Annotated in this window: 23 protein-coding genes; 1 reads left to right on the forward strand and 22 read right to left on the reverse strand. The window is 64.6% G+C overall.

Features of this window, described 5'->3' with window-relative positions; translation table 11 throughout:
* The 22 genes from EOA78_RS22660 to EOA78_RS36500 all read right to left on the reverse strand — a co-directional run.
* A partial coding sequence (locus EOA78_RS22660) for a DNA cytosine methyltransferase (protein ID WP_245477662.1) occupies positions 1-1,238 on the reverse strand: 1,238 nt, incomplete at its 3' end.
* Positions 1,235-1,795: a hypothetical protein gene (locus EOA78_RS22665; RefSeq protein WP_127317056.1), complete on the reverse strand. Its 561-nt coding sequence runs from the start codon at positions 1,793-1,795 to the stop codon at positions 1,235-1,237. The genes EOA78_RS22665 and EOA78_RS22660, both read right to left, overlap by 4 nt.
* Positions 1,792-2,346: a DUF1643 domain-containing protein gene (locus EOA78_RS22670; RefSeq protein WP_127317057.1), complete on the reverse strand. Its 555-nt coding sequence runs from the start codon at positions 2,344-2,346 to the stop codon at positions 1,792-1,794. The genes EOA78_RS22665 and EOA78_RS22670 overlap by 4 nt, the downstream gene beginning before the upstream one ends.
* On the reverse strand, positions 2,343-2,636 hold the full coding sequence (locus EOA78_RS22675; RefSeq protein ID WP_127317058.1) for a hypothetical protein: 294 nt from the start codon (positions 2,634-2,636) through the stop codon (positions 2,343-2,345). Before EOA78_RS22675 ends, EOA78_RS22670 begins: the two co-directional genes overlap by 4 nt.
* Positions 2,633-2,926: a hypothetical protein gene (locus tag EOA78_RS22680; RefSeq protein WP_127317059.1), complete on the reverse strand. Its 294-nt coding sequence runs from the start codon at positions 2,924-2,926 to the stop codon at positions 2,633-2,635. The genes EOA78_RS22675 and EOA78_RS22680 overlap by 4 nt, the downstream gene beginning before the upstream one ends.
* Positions 2,923-3,219: a hypothetical protein gene (locus EOA78_RS22685; RefSeq protein WP_127317060.1), complete on the reverse strand. Its 297-nt coding sequence runs from the start codon at positions 3,217-3,219 to the stop codon at positions 2,923-2,925. The genes EOA78_RS22680 and EOA78_RS22685 overlap by 4 nt, the downstream gene beginning before the upstream one ends.
* The gene (locus tag EOA78_RS22690; protein WP_127317061.1) at positions 3,212-3,514 is read right to left on the reverse strand and encodes a hypothetical protein; all 303 of its coding nucleotides are present in this window, start codon (positions 3,512-3,514) and stop codon (positions 3,212-3,214) included. Before EOA78_RS22690 ends, EOA78_RS22685 begins: the two co-directional genes overlap by 8 nt.
* On the reverse strand, positions 3,511-4,026 hold the full coding sequence (locus EOA78_RS22695; RefSeq protein ID WP_127317062.1) for a hypothetical protein: 516 nt from the start codon (positions 4,024-4,026) through the stop codon (positions 3,511-3,513). The genes EOA78_RS22690 and EOA78_RS22695 overlap by 4 nt, the downstream gene beginning before the upstream one ends.
* Positions 4,023-6,647: a DNA methyltransferase gene (locus EOA78_RS22700; RefSeq protein WP_127317063.1), complete on the reverse strand. Its 2,625-nt coding sequence runs from the start codon at positions 6,645-6,647 to the stop codon at positions 4,023-4,025. Before EOA78_RS22700 ends, EOA78_RS22695 begins: the two co-directional genes overlap by 4 nt.
* A complete protein-coding gene (locus EOA78_RS22705; protein ID WP_127317064.1) occupies positions 6,644-6,877 on the reverse strand; it encodes a hypothetical protein in 234 nt (77 codons plus the stop codon). The genes EOA78_RS22700 and EOA78_RS22705 overlap by 4 nt, the downstream gene beginning before the upstream one ends.
* The gene (locus EOA78_RS22710; RefSeq protein ID WP_127317065.1) at positions 6,874-7,341 is read right to left on the reverse strand and encodes a hypothetical protein; all 468 of its coding nucleotides are present in this window, start codon (positions 7,339-7,341) and stop codon (positions 6,874-6,876) included. The genes EOA78_RS22705 and EOA78_RS22710 overlap by 4 nt, the downstream gene beginning before the upstream one ends.
* Positions 7,338-8,441, reverse strand: a complete 1,104-nt coding sequence (locus EOA78_RS22715; RefSeq protein WP_127317066.1) for an SAM-dependent methyltransferase — start codon at positions 8,439-8,441, stop codon at positions 7,338-7,340. Before EOA78_RS22715 ends, EOA78_RS22710 begins: the two co-directional genes overlap by 4 nt.
* Positions 8,438-8,614 carry a hypothetical protein gene (locus EOA78_RS36120; protein WP_164783884.1) on the reverse strand — a complete coding sequence of 59 codons (177 nt, stop codon included), beginning with the start codon at positions 8,612-8,614 and terminating at the stop codon, positions 8,438-8,440. Before EOA78_RS36120 ends, EOA78_RS22715 begins: the two co-directional genes overlap by 4 nt.
* Complete coding sequence (locus tag EOA78_RS22720) at positions 8,611-9,561, reverse strand: ATP-binding protein (protein WP_127317067.1); 951 nt, start codon at positions 9,559-9,561, stop codon at positions 8,611-8,613. The genes EOA78_RS36120 and EOA78_RS22720 overlap by 4 nt, the downstream gene beginning before the upstream one ends.
* On the reverse strand, positions 9,562-10,236 hold the full coding sequence (locus EOA78_RS22725) for a DUF2312 domain-containing protein (protein WP_127317068.1): 675 nt from the start codon (positions 10,234-10,236) through the stop codon (positions 9,562-9,564). It abuts the gene before it with no gap.
* Positions 10,223-10,426 (reverse strand): hypothetical protein, encoded by a 204-nt coding sequence (locus tag EOA78_RS22730; RefSeq protein WP_127317069.1) that lies wholly within the window; start codon positions 10,424-10,426, stop codon positions 10,223-10,225. Before EOA78_RS22730 ends, EOA78_RS22725 begins: the two co-directional genes overlap by 14 nt.
* Positions 10,423-10,896, reverse strand: coding sequence for a hypothetical protein (locus EOA78_RS22735; RefSeq protein WP_127317070.1), 474 nt, complete (start codon positions 10,894-10,896; stop codon positions 10,423-10,425). Before EOA78_RS22735 ends, EOA78_RS22730 begins: the two co-directional genes overlap by 4 nt.
* On the reverse strand, positions 10,896-11,255 hold the full coding sequence (locus EOA78_RS22740; RefSeq protein ID WP_245477664.1) for a hypothetical protein: 360 nt from the start codon (positions 11,253-11,255) through the stop codon (positions 10,896-10,898). The genes EOA78_RS22735 and EOA78_RS22740 overlap by 1 nt, the downstream gene beginning before the upstream one ends.
* The gene (locus tag EOA78_RS22745) at positions 11,252-11,572 is read right to left on the reverse strand and encodes a hypothetical protein (RefSeq protein ID WP_127317071.1); all 321 of its coding nucleotides are present in this window, start codon (positions 11,570-11,572) and stop codon (positions 11,252-11,254) included. Before EOA78_RS22745 ends, EOA78_RS22740 begins: the two co-directional genes overlap by 4 nt.
* Positions 11,572-11,853, reverse strand: coding sequence for a hypothetical protein (locus tag EOA78_RS22750; protein WP_127317072.1), 282 nt, complete (start codon positions 11,851-11,853; stop codon positions 11,572-11,574). Before EOA78_RS22750 ends, EOA78_RS22745 begins: the two co-directional genes overlap by 1 nt.
* The gene (locus EOA78_RS22755) at positions 11,850-12,338 is read right to left on the reverse strand and encodes a hypothetical protein (RefSeq protein WP_127317073.1); all 489 of its coding nucleotides are present in this window, start codon (positions 12,336-12,338) and stop codon (positions 11,850-11,852) included. Before EOA78_RS22755 ends, EOA78_RS22750 begins: the two co-directional genes overlap by 4 nt.
* A 99-nt stretch (positions 12,339-12,437) precedes the next feature.
* The gene (locus EOA78_RS36500) at positions 12,438-13,103 is read right to left on the reverse strand and encodes a hypothetical protein (RefSeq protein ID WP_206533480.1); all 666 of its coding nucleotides are present in this window, start codon (positions 13,101-13,103) and stop codon (positions 12,438-12,440) included.
* Positions 13,104-13,211: 108 nt separating this feature from the next.
* Here EOA78_RS36500 and EOA78_RS22765 point away from each other — a divergent pair, with 108 nt between their 5' ends.
* Complete coding sequence (locus EOA78_RS22765; RefSeq protein WP_127317074.1) at positions 13,212-13,517, forward strand: hypothetical protein; 306 nt, start codon at positions 13,212-13,214, stop codon at positions 13,515-13,517.
* Positions 13,518-13,592 lie beyond the last annotated feature (75 nt).

The raw sequence follows: 13,592 nt of genomic DNA on the forward strand, positions 1-13,592 counted from the left end.
GTATCCAACGGCTCGGTCGGCATGTAGCCGTCGCCGTTCTGGTTGAACTTCGACATGTGCGCGGCGACAGGCACGCGATCTTCCTTGCCCGTCGTCGTCCCAAGCGGCTCCTCGAGGTCGCGTGGGGCTGACTGCGCCGCCCGGCCGCCGGCGCCGACGATGGTGGCGCCAAGCAACGCCATGCCGGACGACGTATGCATCGTGTTCACCGGCTCTTCGGCCGAATGGACGCCGTTGCGAGCCGCAGCGCTCTGCTGGTCGGTGCGGATCAATGCCGGCGCCACCACGGACAGTTCGCCGCGGTGGGCCGTGGTCAGCATCCGCAGCGGCTCGCCGGCATCATGAACGCGATCACCCCCCGAATGCGTGATCGGCACGATGAACGGCTTTGCGGCATCGACGACGTAGCGCATGACACCGCGAGCGGTACGCCGAAGCGTGGCTTCCGCCAGCGGCTTCTTGCGACCGAAGATCGATTTGACCGGCAGCGACCAGTCGATGATCGTATGCGCGCCGACCCATGGTTTCAGGCCGAGCCGCTTGGCATCCTTGCGCGGTGCATGCGTGCGCACCGGCCAAACCACGGGACGGCTATCAGCCTGGGCGACGCCGAAGAAACGCTTGCGGATGGTCGGCACGCCATAGTCGGCGCAGACCAGAACACGGTGCTCGAAATTGTATCCGAGCCCGCGCAGATGCTTCAGCCAGGCGCGCCAGATGCGGCCCTTGTGGCGAGGATCCGGGATCAGCCATTGCTCAGCGATCGGCACGCGCTCGCCCTTGGCCGCCACCGAGCCGTCGAGCCGCATCACTCGCCCGGTTGCCGGGTCGCGCTTGGCGACCAGCGGGCCCCATGTCGTTATCTCCTGGACGTTCTCCATGGTGATCGTTTCGGGTCGCACGGTGCCGGCCCAGCGGCAGATCACCCACGCCAGCGAGCGCCGACGCTTGCTGACCGGCTTCGACCCCTTGGCGACCGAGAAATGCGTGCAGTCGGGCGAAGCATGCAGGACGCGAACACCGCGCCCATTCGTGACCTTGCGCGGGTCGGCCTCGAACACGTCACAGCGCAGGTGCTTCGTATGGGGATGACGCTTCTCATGAACAGCAACCGCGACCGGATCATGATTGATCGCGACATGGACATGGAAGCCGGCTTGTTCCAGCCCATCGCAGCCACCACCCATGCCGGCGAACAGCACGATCGTCATGCGGTTATCGAGAGAGAATGCGTTCATCGTTCCGCCTTGCGCCATGCGTCGAAGGCACCGCGCAGCGCTATCCACGCCTTGCTTGCCCGCCCGCCATTGTTGAGTTCTTTTCGCGATTGCACGCCGAGCAGCGAGCGCACCTTTTGCGCCACGCGCTCATCGGTCAGCGGCTTTTCCAGCCCGTGAACCCGATGCAGGAACACCTTGAAGGCCGCGTCCTGACACTTCATCGCGCATTCGGCGGCGAAGTTTTTCACATCCCGCGCCATAGGCTCGCCACGTTGCTGATCGGCCCGGCGCGGTTCCGGCAGGCCGCGCAATTGGCGAACTTCGCGGAAGGCGGCATCGAGCAGCCGCAACAGAAATCGCACCGTGTCCGGCGCGTCGGTGACGAAGGCGATCTCGTCGATCGTCGCCTCTTCGAAGCGCGCGAGAACGAACAGCTCGCCCATCTCGCCGCGCGATTCGACGTAAGCGCCTTCGGCACCGTGCACGCGCGTCCACACCGCCGGCTCGATCGCCGCCAGAGCCGCGCGGATGGCGCGCAGGCGAGCGGCATCGGGAGAGAGCGCGACAGCGTTCATGCTGCAGCCCTCCAAAGGATGGGCTTCTGATCACGCGGTATGCGGTGGACGCCACGCGCCATCGGATGCTTTGGTGCGCCGCTCGCGGTCTTGCCGAAGCAGAAGAGATCAGGCCAAGGCGCTACGCCGGACTGGATCGCCTCGACGACATGATCGACCCACGTGTCGTCCCACGCGATGGCGCCCCAGCAGGCTATGACGATGTCGGCGGCCTTTGCCTCCCTCACAACGATTTCAAGGTTGTGCAGCAGCGCATCGCGGGCATAGCCGTTGTTTTCCCAATCCGCCATCTTGCGGCATTCGGCCGGGCTGCTGGTCACGAACGGATACATGTTCACCGCTACGTAGCGGCCGAAGCCGAAGAGTTGTGACCATGCCGTCCACCACAGGCAAGTCGGATCATCGACCTTCTTGCCGGCCCTCGATGGATTGCAGCCGATGAAGCACGCCTTCGGCCCCGGTCCCCAGGCACGCGTCAGCGTGAGGCGGTCGTCACCGTGGAAGGTGGCGTCGCGTTGCATCGTGTCGTGGCCGAAGAGGTCGAAGGTCATGGCATGCGCCCGTGCTTGCGCATGGCGCGGCATAAGAGCGTCGCCGCCCGCTCCAGCGACTTGCGCGCGGCGATCTCGCCCACACCGAACTTTGCCTGCGCCAGCCTGTCGGCGGCGTTGGCGACCTGGCGGCACGCCTCCATGATGTCGTCATCGGCCTTGCTGGCAGGCTTTGGCTTTGCCACAGGCATCGCCGCAGCGAGGCGCTCGACCTCGGCGATCAGCATTTCCCTCACCACCGGCGCCAATGCACGCGCCAAAGGGTCCACGTTTTTGCCGAGTGCGCTCATGTTGCGGCTCGGGTGGCAAATTCGGCGAGGCCGACGCGGAACAGTTCGGCACTTGCAGCGAGATCGGGCGGCGGCAGGCCAGCGCCGTCGCGCACCGCCAGCGCCAGCGAAACGCGCAAGGCAAGGAAGTTCGAGCCGGCCTCGAAACCGACCCTGCGGCAAGCGGCGTCGATGACTTGGTGATACTTCAGCATCACCGAATCCGGCATACGGAGCAGCGTGTCAGCGCGCGCCCGATCGCCGTCAGCATCGTGCAATTGACGCAGGATGGGCAACATGGAATCGCTCATCGGATGCCCTCTGTTTCACGGGTGACAGGTGCTGTAACCAACTGTTCGCGAATGCTTTTCAGTGTCACACGGCGGTGCGGTCTCGGCTCGAACCAGGTGTAGGGATCAAGGCCGGCATAGTTGCAAAGCAGCAGGTAGTTGCCAGCCGACAGCGTCTTGCCGTTGACGGCGCGAGACAGCATGGCGCGGTCGGTGTCCGGCCATTTCTCCTCGGCGATGCGCAGTGAGTAGTGCAGTTCGTCGAGCCGTGCCTGAAAGGCGGCAGCGAACCTGTCGAAGGCGATGTCAGCCATTGTCTTGGCCTCCATGGGTCAGTGTGATGCCGAAGTCGGTCGGGAAATGGCCAAACACCGCCCAGACCCGCACGCGCGTTTCAGGCGTCGGTAGCCAGCCCATCCATGCCGAATGCATGTCGTTGTTCGTGATGCCGGCGAGCTTGCGCAGGCGGTCCAGTTCACGCTTCGCCGGGCTTTTGCGCGCTCCGCTCGGCGAGCCCTCGGCCAGGTGCGAAAAGTGCGCATGGCGGCAACGGGCATGCAGGAACAGCCGGAGCATGGCAGGAGAGAAGGACGGCACCGGCAGGGTCATGCGGTGAGCCTCGCAAACTCGCCGAGGAACTCGCACTCGGCCTGCTCCGGCGTCCAAAAGCGCAAGGTGATACCGAGCGGCTGGCCATAGGCCGGATCGACCTCATGCATGTTCTGGCGCATCTCATCACCGATGATGCGATTGTCAGCCTGATGCACCTCGTCTGGCATGGTGCATGCCAGCCCGTAGCGCGCCACGACGGCAGCCATGACGCCGGCTTCGGCATCGCGGTAGCCAGTCAGGTGCGATTTCACCGGGCGGGGCACGTCGGCCAGATAGGCTTCCGACGCATCGTGCAGCAGCGCCCACAGGCGATTGGGCGGCGAGACATGGCGGGCCAGGTGCACGCTGTGCTCGGCCACGCTGTAGAAGCGCACACAGTGGCCGCCATAGCGGCATTGCAAAGACAATGCGTGCGCAATGTCCTCGATCACCAGTTCATCTGGCATGGGGTCCAGCGGCCAGAAGCGCTTGCCGGAAAACGTATAAAGAGAGCCGCCAACGCGCGTCATTCCGCCGCCTCCAGCTCGTCGCCGATGCCCATCATGTCGAACATGGTCGGCACGGCCATCTGCGCTTCGGCCTTGCGGCAGTAGTGAGCGCCGTCATGGAAGTAGGTGGCGGAAAGCTCGGAGGCCTGCCCGCGCCGGCCCTTCAGGATCGCCCGGTAAGGCACCGTCATCAGCCCGCCGAACGGGTCGTAGACGATGTCGCCCTTGTTCGAGTAGCGGTCGATCAGCCGGTCGACGATGTCGAACTGCAGCGGGCAGACATGCTTTTCCAGATTCTTGAACGCCTGCTCGCCGTTCAGCGTCAGCATGCGCACGACGTCAGTCCAGATCGCCTCATGCTTCGACGGCGGATCGAGCGTCATGTAGGTTTTCGACAGGCTGTCGCGCGCGGCCAGCTCCTCGCCGAGCTTCACATGCATCTCGAAATCGTAGACCGCCTCTTCGGAAACCTTCTGGAACAGCGCGCGCAGCGGTTTTGGGCCGAGCCGCACCAGCTCGTCGGTGGTCAGAAGCCGGTCGCCGGAGGACGGCCAGAAGGCGTGCGCGTCGAGCTGCCAGCGCGCCAGCGTGTAGCCGCTGGCCGGCACCTGCGGCCGACGATCACCGTCGCTCCAGCGCTCATGCGAACCATCAGGCGCGATCACCAGCGGCTTGTCGTGCACCACAGGATCGTCGGCATAGCCGCGCGAAAGGTCGCTCTGCGGCCGGCGGAACAGCAGCACATATTCCGGACAGCCGACGCCCATCTTGGTGGCGTCCTTCATCATCTCGGAATAGGTCAGCCGGTAGGTCTGGTTGTTTTCCTTCACCACGTCGGTGGCGATGGTGATCATGCCGACGAACTGAAAACCGTGCTTGAGGTAGTGGAAGATCGCCTCGGCATGGAACGGCGAGACGGTTGGCACGCCTTCGCCGGTCACGGAGCCGAACAGCACCCGGTCCTTGACATGGATGCAGGCCAGCCGGCCCGGCTTCAGGATCCGCAGCAGCTCGGGCGTCAGAAAGTCCATCTGCGCCCAGAAGTGGCCGTTGTCGTCGGTATGGCCGAAATCATTGTAGCTGGCCGTATATTCGTAGTGGTTGGCGAACGGGATCGAGGTGATGATCTCGCCGACGCTGGCGCTTTCCGTCTGCCGCGCCTCGAGCACCGCATCATTGTGCGCGATGACGAAGCTTTCGCCGCGCTCCTCGCGCCGCGCCACGCCGATCGAGCGCTGCAGCACGTCGTCGAGCGGCAGGCCGTCCAGCCCATAGCGGCGGATGATCTCGGCCATGCGCGCCATCAGCTTTTCGTGTTCGGCCCATTTGCCTTCGAGGTTGCGGCGCACCTCGCGCTCGGCTTCCGAGAAGATGATGTCGATGCGGCACTCATGCGCCTGCCCAAAACGCACGATCCGGTGAACAGCTTGAATGAAGTCGTGAAACTTGAAGCCGACGCCGACGAAGATCGCCCAGTGGCAATGTTTTTGGAAATTATTTCCGGCGCCCGACATTTCCGGCTTGGTGGCGAGATAGCGGAACTTTCCTTCCTTGAAGGCGACCGCGTTCGTCTCGTTCGGGTCCAGGCCCTGAGTGCCGTAGATCGAGCGCACGCCAGGCACTGCCGCCTCGATCGCCCGGCGCTCATCCTCGAGATCGTGCCAGAGGATCGCGTGTGCTTCCGGATCCTCGGCAATCAGTTCCGACATCTTGGCTATGCGCGCCGCCAGGCTGTCGCGCTTGGCGGCGCTCGCCTGCACCACGCCGAGCGCGGCATTGCGGATCAGCAGGCCCTGCCCGTCGCGGTCATAGCCCGCCGTCGAATGGTCGATCGGCACCTCGTGCCAGTTCACCGTCACCGGCGGAAGCACATAGCCTTCGTCGGGAAAACCGAGGTCGGACGGCGTCTGCAAAAACACCGCCCAGCTGTGCACCCACAGCCAGAATTCATCTTCCTTGTGCGGGAAGAGCGTCAGGTCGCCGGCCTTCTCCGAATTGCGCTGGAAGAAGCGGGTTAGCGCCTGGCCGGTGTCCATCACGCCGAGGAAGCCGGCATAATGGATCAGCTCCTTGGTGCGGTTCGGCGAAGGCGTCGCGGTGGCGACGAACTTGAAGCGTACCGATTTGAACAGCGGCAGGAAGGTCTGGAACGTCTTTGTCCCGTAGCCGCGCAGCACAGCCGCCTCGTCGAGCGCGGCTGCGACGAAACGCGACACGTCGATCTTGCCGGCGAGCACGCTTTCGTAATTGGTCAAGTAGATAACGTCTTCGCCATCGATCTCGGCGTCGGAGCGAATGAACTTCAGCTCGACGGCGCAGTCGCCGGAGAACCGCTCTTTCACCTCGTCGAAGAATTCGTGGCGCACACCGAGCGGGATGACGATCAGCCGCAGGCCCGGCGCGAACCGCCCGACCAGGCGCATGAGCTCGATCTGCATGAATGTCTTGTGCAGGCCGAACGATGCGAAGATGGCGCGGCTGCCGCCCCTCAGCGCCCAGCGCACGATTGCCCGGCAATGCGGGGCCCCAGCCGGGTTGACATCCTCTAGCGCGACGTCGAAGCCGTCTGCCTTGGCCAGTTGCATCTTGCCGCGCAGGAAATCGAGATAGGGATCGTCGGGGAAGCTGACGGGCAAGGTCATGCCGATTCCTCGACACGCGAGAGATCAACGAGATAGCCGGCCTGGGTGACGCGCAGGTGCCGCCGCTCCATGTAGAATTCGACCAGCTCGGCGGCCTGCAGCTTGTTCCAGGTCGAGCGCATGACCGGCGCACGCTCGCCGCCGGCGACAAGCACCTGGTTGCGGTCGAAGACGCCGTCGCCATTGCGGTTGCGCAGCCATTTCAGAGCGGAGAGGCAAGACGGGCTCATGCCGGCACCGCCAGTTCAACCGCCATGTCGCGCGCGGCGCGCAGGATCTCGCGCGCGGTACCCAGCGGGCGAAGTAGCTTTGGCGTGCCTTCATGGTCCGGATGCCAGTCAGTGAAGTGGCAGCGAACTAAATTTTCCAGCGCCGACCAGGCGCACTCCTCGTCCCATTCCGGTTCGTAGTAACCGCTGGTTTCGCCGACCATTATGGTGCCTTTGCGGGGATGGTCGGGCGCGATCATCCAGATCCAGCCACCGCCGTCGCGCGCTAGCCACTTGATCTCGAACTGGCGGACGCACTCTCCGTGCACCGAGCGGCCACGCTCCCAGTGCTTGCGGTCCATGATCACGCTGCCGCCGATGTAGTTGCCGTCGCGTGCGGCGCGGAACTGCTTACGCATGTCTCCGAGCAGCGGCAGCAGCGGCGCGGCGCGCTTAGACAGTTTTTTGAGAGTGCGCAGGTTCATGCCGGCACCGCCTTGTCTGGCTGATAGTCTTTCCAGTCGACGCGATTGGCGATCATCGGCCCGGCATACTCGCCGTCGCCGTTCATCTCCCAGACGAACCAGGCGGTGTTCATCCGGCTCGACGCTTCGTTGCCGTCCCAGCCGTCGCGATGCATCATCGGCAGGCGGCGCGTGAAGATGTGGACGCGCGCCGGCGTGTTCTCATCCATCGCGAAATTGCGGTCGGGATCGTCGAAGCCGCAGAGAAAATTGAGGTTCAGCAGCAGCGCCAACTTTCCCGGACGGTGCACGCGCAGGGCATGCGCCACAAACGGATTGAGCGCTGCCCCATAGGGCGGGTTGGTGATGATGGACGGCCGGTCAGGATGCGCTGCCGAAGTGAGAAAATCCTGAACCCTTTGCACCACGCCATCACCGTCCGACGTGCCGTAGTCGACCAGGTCCGAAAGTTCGACGCGGTAGCCGGCTGATTCCAACAACCGAGAGATTGCGCCGCGACCGCAGGCCGGCTCCCAGATATCGGATTGGAAGTCTTCGAGCGCCAGCAACGTGTGCACCGCTTCCGGCGGCGTCTCGTAAAGATTATTGCCGCGCTCGGCGGCGGTCGCGCTGTCGGTGCCGACGGCGGCGCGCAGGTTGGCGCGGCTCGGCTCCAGCCCGGCGGCCAGTCTCGCCTCGATTACGCGCTCGACGATGCCGGGCGTGCGTTTTTCGGCATCGCGCAGTTTTCGCGCTTCGTGTACTTCCTTGGCGGTTAGGCCAGCCTCTTCCTGGGTGAAAGTCTTCCCGTCTTCCCGACTTTTCGGCCTGCCCTTCGACGCTTCGCCGCTGGCCTGTGCGGCGTCGTATTCGTCGGCCAGCCGCACCTTTGCTCGCGCCTCGATCAGTAGCGCATCGCCCTGCAGCTGACGCGCTTTCTTCACCAGCCGCTCGGCGGCGCCGAAGCGTGCCGCGAACGCCGCACCCGCCTTAGCTTGGTCGTAGACACCGGCGGCCAGCATGCGCGCCGCGGCAACGTCGCCGTCGTCGAGCAATGCGCGCGCCCGCTCGACCACCTGTTGCAGGCCGGAGGCATCGAATGTGCCGGGAAGCGCGTTCATGCCTGCGCCTCATCTTCCGCCGTTGCGACCCTGATCCCCTTTGTCGCTCCGCACTTCGGGCAGGCTGCCCGCTTGGCGAGTTGAGCCGCTTTGGAAAGTTCCATCGGCAGATGCGCGACCACCCAGACGTGGCCGCAGTCGACACATTTTCCTCGCAGGGTGTTGTTGCTCATGAGCCCCTCCGGTTGAGGGGGACGATTTCACCACCGGCAACTGGAGCTCGTTCTGCCGGATAGGCAGCGATGTCCTTCTCCAGCGGCCATGGAAATTGCGACACGGCATGATCGGCGACGCCGACAGACCACAGCCGCGGCAGCCCGAGATCCGGGTGCGGCTTCACCGTTTCGATGACACGGGAAATCACCGCGTCCCGGTTCATCACCCAGCCGGCCTTCGGCCCGACCACGATCTGACGTTTGATGTTCTCGGCAAAGGACCGCATCAGCGCTGGTGATGCGGTTTCCATCGCCCTCGACAATGCGGCGAGCGAAGCCTTCGGCAGCACGAAAGGTGCCATGTAGCGCTCGATGATACGCTGGCGCTCATGGTCGCCTGGCAATGCCAGTTCGATCTGAATTTCGAAACGCCGCCAGATCGCCGGGTCGAGCCCACTGCCCATGTTCGTGGCGGCCACGACAAACCCGTCGAAGGCGTCGAAGTTCGCCAGCAGCGTGTTGATCGTATGATTGTGATCGAGAGCGGCCGTGCTCGCACCGGTCAGGCGGGTTGCTGCTAGGCTGTCGAATTCATCAAAGAACAAGAAGATCGGTTCGGGCGCAGCGCGAACGGCATCGAACAGCCGGCCGATGGCTTGCGCGCTGGCACCCATATATTGCGCCTGAATCCGCTCCGGCCTGACCAGCAGCAGCGGCAGGCCAAGACGGGCGGCCAGGTGATGAGCGAGAGTCGTCTTGCCTGTGCCCGGCGCGCCATGGAACAAGGCGCGCTTGCGCGGCTTCAGGTCGACGGCCAGTAGGTCTTCCGCCGCCCATATCTCGGTCAGCCATTCCAGAAGCGCCGAACGAACGGCTTTGGCGAGGATCGGCTCGCTGGCCTGCTCGGGGTGAAGAATTTCCCCGAAGTCCGACAATTTGGTTGAGCCGCCGGAGATCGCGAACATCTATTCGCTCGGCCCCATTCCGTCGGTTCCGGACGCTTCGCGCCAACCGGCGTCGAATTCGCTGCGGCGCTTGTCGTCCCATGGGAACGGGTTGGACGTGATCGGCTGATTTTCGCGATAAGCAACGCGGCCAAGATCCTTGGCGCCAGCCGCATCGACATCAGGCACATCCCGCTTCGGCCGCTCCGGCATCTGCGATGCCGCCTTCGATGCCGGCTTCGGCCTCTCGACAACGTCTTCGGCCTGCGCTTCGCCGTTCTTGTCGCGGTACAGGCGAACGGCCTGGGCGCCGACCTTGACGATGATTTCGCCCTCGGTTGGCACCAGCAGCTTGAACGCCGCGATCACCTCGTCGCGCGCCGCCAGATCGACGCTCATCTGCCCGACAGATCGGAACAGCGGCGTTTCGGTCGCCATGCCGAGCGCGTGCAAGTACATGTCGAGCTGGGCCTCGGCTTCCTCAACGTCCGCCGGCTTGGCGGCGCGCCGTTTGATGACATCGCGCACCCGGGCCGGGGTGAAGCCAGCGGCCTTCAACTCGGCGAAAATCAGCTTCTCATCTTCGTTGAGTTGCTTTTTGGCCTCGCGGACACGTTCGATCCGCTCGACAAAATCCTGCAATTGCCGGCCGGAAACAGTGTTGCGGCCGATCGTCGATGCCTCACGCTTGCTCATCGCGCGGTCCTTTCAAGATTGATGGGATCTCTTCGGCCTTCAGCCGATCACGCACGCGGTTGCCAATCCATTCGACGTCGTGGACGAGGCTTCGCACCAAGACGTCGTCGTCCTCGCCGCGCATGATCTTGGCGAGGAAATCGAGGGTCACGGAAGCCAGCGCCAGGCGGTCTTTCAGCGGCAGGTTCATCGCTCAGAGCCCTCGCCAATGACGCGATAAGTTGCACCGACGCCCATCTTGCCTTTGCGCACCGTCTCCAGCAGGCCGGCATCGATCAGCGTTTTGGCCAGGCGACCGGTCGAGGCGTGATCGCAGCCGATGTCCTCGGCAAGCAGCGTCTGGAAGCGCTGCACCTGGCCGGTTTCGTCGGCATGGACGCGAAGCGCGCACCACAGCTTCGCCGCCATCAGCGAGAGGTTATGGGACTTGCTGAACGCGACCGCATCGAACGCCGCCGCGTCGAACGTGGCCAGCTTCGGCGCATTCGGCCGGGCATCGAGGATGCTCTCGAAATGGCGCTGCACGAAGGCTGTAACGCTGATGCCGGCCTTGCGTGCTGCCGCCTCGATCCTGGCGTTCATGGCGCGGTCGCACCGCACCGAAAACCGGTAAAGGGCCTCGGCCGGATCGATGCTTTCTGCCCGATGAAACGCGCCCATCAAAACCCCCGCGGCGGCACGAACAGGCAGATGGTCTTGCCGTCATTGGCGCCGGCGACAGAGCACCAGTGGAACTTGCCGTCTGGGCTCCGCCTGATCTTCGGATCGGACATGTTGATTAGTTCGCCTGTGCGGCGGATCTCATAGCCGCGCGCGCCCTCGACGATGTCGGCATCCGGCACCTCGCGGCAGTCGTAGCCGGAGCAGCAGGAGAACGGATAAGCCCAGCCCTGCAACTTGGCGGCGGTTGGCTTTGCGTCGTGCGGCCATGCCTCGTTGGCGCAGATCACAACAATGCCGAGCGCCATGCCGCCTATGGCAAGGCCAACTGCGCAGGCGGCCGGAAGGGAGTGGATCATGCTTTCGCCCCTGTTTTGCGCCAGGCTTTCAGGATTCGTTCAATGGTCGCCTCGGCCACGCCTGTCGCTTTCTTGATCGCGGCGACGTCACCATGACCGGCGCAGGCGAAAACCAGCGTCACCTGGCGGTCCAGTTCGGCATCGTCGACGGGCGCGCCGCGCTCCTGGCCGATGCGCGCGGCAAACGCCGCCTCGAACAGCAGCTTGGCCAGCCCGGTCGGCGACAGGTCCTGCTCGCGGGCGCGCTTGGCCACCGCTTCATAGACCTTCGGCGACACCTGGATGGCGAACTGCTTGCGCTCGGCCGGCTCGAACATCAGGCCAGCCTTTCCAGCACGCGCGGCGCGCCGCGCTCGACTTCGGTGCCGCGCCCTTCGGTCAAGCGGCGGTGAAATCGGCAGTAGCAGCGACCGGGAGCGCCGGGCAGCCATTCGGATTCGGACACTTGCGCGGCGCAGAAGCGCGTGGCGACACCTTCGCCGCGCAGCGGGAACCGGCACTGATGGGTGTCGAGGTCGGCCAGCAAGCGGCCCATGCCGTTACTGCCGGCAGCCAGCGGCGCATCGCGCCCGGCGATCATGTCGAGCACGGTCCTCATTCGCCGCCCACCACCTTGAGCCCGCCGGCGGCCTGCACTCTGGCAAGCGCGTCGTCGATCGCGGCGGTGAGGCCGGAAATCTTCGAGCTGATGCCGCGCAGGATCGTCGCTTCGTTCGGCGTCACGATGCCATCGGCGCGAGCCTTGACGGTTTCGACCACCAGCCGGCCGGCCTGTTCGACCAGCCCGGCCACCTGCTCCTCGAGATGCGCGACGCGGCTGCCATTGTCGGAGGCATCGGTCAGCGTGCGGCCATGGAATTCGGCCATCACGGCGGTGACGAAAGGCCGGCCGCAATCCTCTTCCAGCGTCAGCACGACGCCGAGCGACATCAGGTCGCGGTCGATGCCGCCATTCCAGCGCCCGACCTGGCCCTTCGAATATCCGGTCTTTTCCATGACGCGGGCAATGCCGCCGCAGGCATCGACCAGGTCGTGTTGCGCGGCCAGCAGCCGCAGCTGCCAGCGGGTCGTGAATTCGCTCAAAATGGCCTCCTCAGGCAAAAGCATTCACGCGGCGGGAATTACCGCCGGCGATTCCCGTGGTGGGACGGGTTCGAAATGATTCAGTGTGCGGGCGTCAGTTCATGGAGGCCCGCAAGCAGATGCACTCATGGTCCACCTCGAAATCGGTTGTCGGCGCGGCGCGGAAAATCCGGCCACGTCGGCAAGGTCATCGCTCAAATCGAGTACGGCGCGCGCCAACGGCCCGGCGCCGATCTTGGCGGCATATTCGGCCAGCGCCAGCACGGCGGCGCGCTCGTTGGAGCAGCGCTCATAGGCGGCGATCGCCCGCACCAGCACCATGACGTGCTCGGGCAGGTGGATGGCGTGGCTTGTGCGGTGAACCGCGCCGGATGCGGGGGTTGGCACATCCGGCGCGGCACTGGCCTGTCCGTGGAAGGCGCCCGGACAGGATTCGGTGTAGCGGGAAAAAGCCGCCGGGGCTGGGAGGTCGGGAGCCCCGGCGGCAGCCGCGTTCTCCTGGGAGGGAGAGGAAATGGCGGGAAGGTCAGCCGAAGCCGCCTCCCCTTCAAGGCGGCCCTCACGATCCGCAAGCGTCCTGCTACCTATGCCGGCAAGGGAGGCTTCGGCTTGCGGGCCTGCCCCCAGGGATGGCTCATCGTTGATCGAGGACCTCTGTGCGTTCGAGAGATCGGCGCGCCGCGGCACCAGGCGCTCGGTGAAGCCGATGCCGGCGAGGCGCGCGCCGCGGTCCGCAAGGACCGGATTGGAGAGGCGCAGCTTCATGCGCGTGCCTCCGTGGTGCAGGCATGAGCGCGATCGAACGCCCGTTCCGCCCGGAAACGGAACGGGCTACCTTCCATGGAATCGCCAAACCCCAAGGAAGGAAATCGCATGACGCCAAAAGACGAAATCGACAATCTTGCCGCGACGATGAGCGAAGAGGAAATGCGGGCAAGATCAGAAGCAGCAACCATTGGCCATCTGAATGTGCTCGACACCGTTCTCGCGGCGTTGATCACGCAATCACCAAACCCGGATGCCATTCGGGCGATGATCGCCCAGCTGCTGGAAAATTTGAAAGCTGCGAAGGAGGAGCACCCATCGTTGGCTTGGGTGCCTGGTGCTATCCTCGCAGGGGCATCGCCAACTGCCGAGTATCTGCTCAGAGCTTGCTCGGAAGCTGGCAAGTCGAACTGAAAAGGAGAAGGGCGAGCCGGCGATCCTGCCAAGCTTTTCCAAACGTCGACTTCGCTGACATCGCCATATCGACCT

This window comes from Mesorhizobium sp. M5C.F.Cr.IN.023.01.1.1, from assembly GCF_003997585.1.
In the GTDB taxonomy this organism is placed as follows: domain Bacteria; phylum Pseudomonadota; class Alphaproteobacteria; order Rhizobiales; family Rhizobiaceae; genus Mesorhizobium; species Mesorhizobium wenxiniae.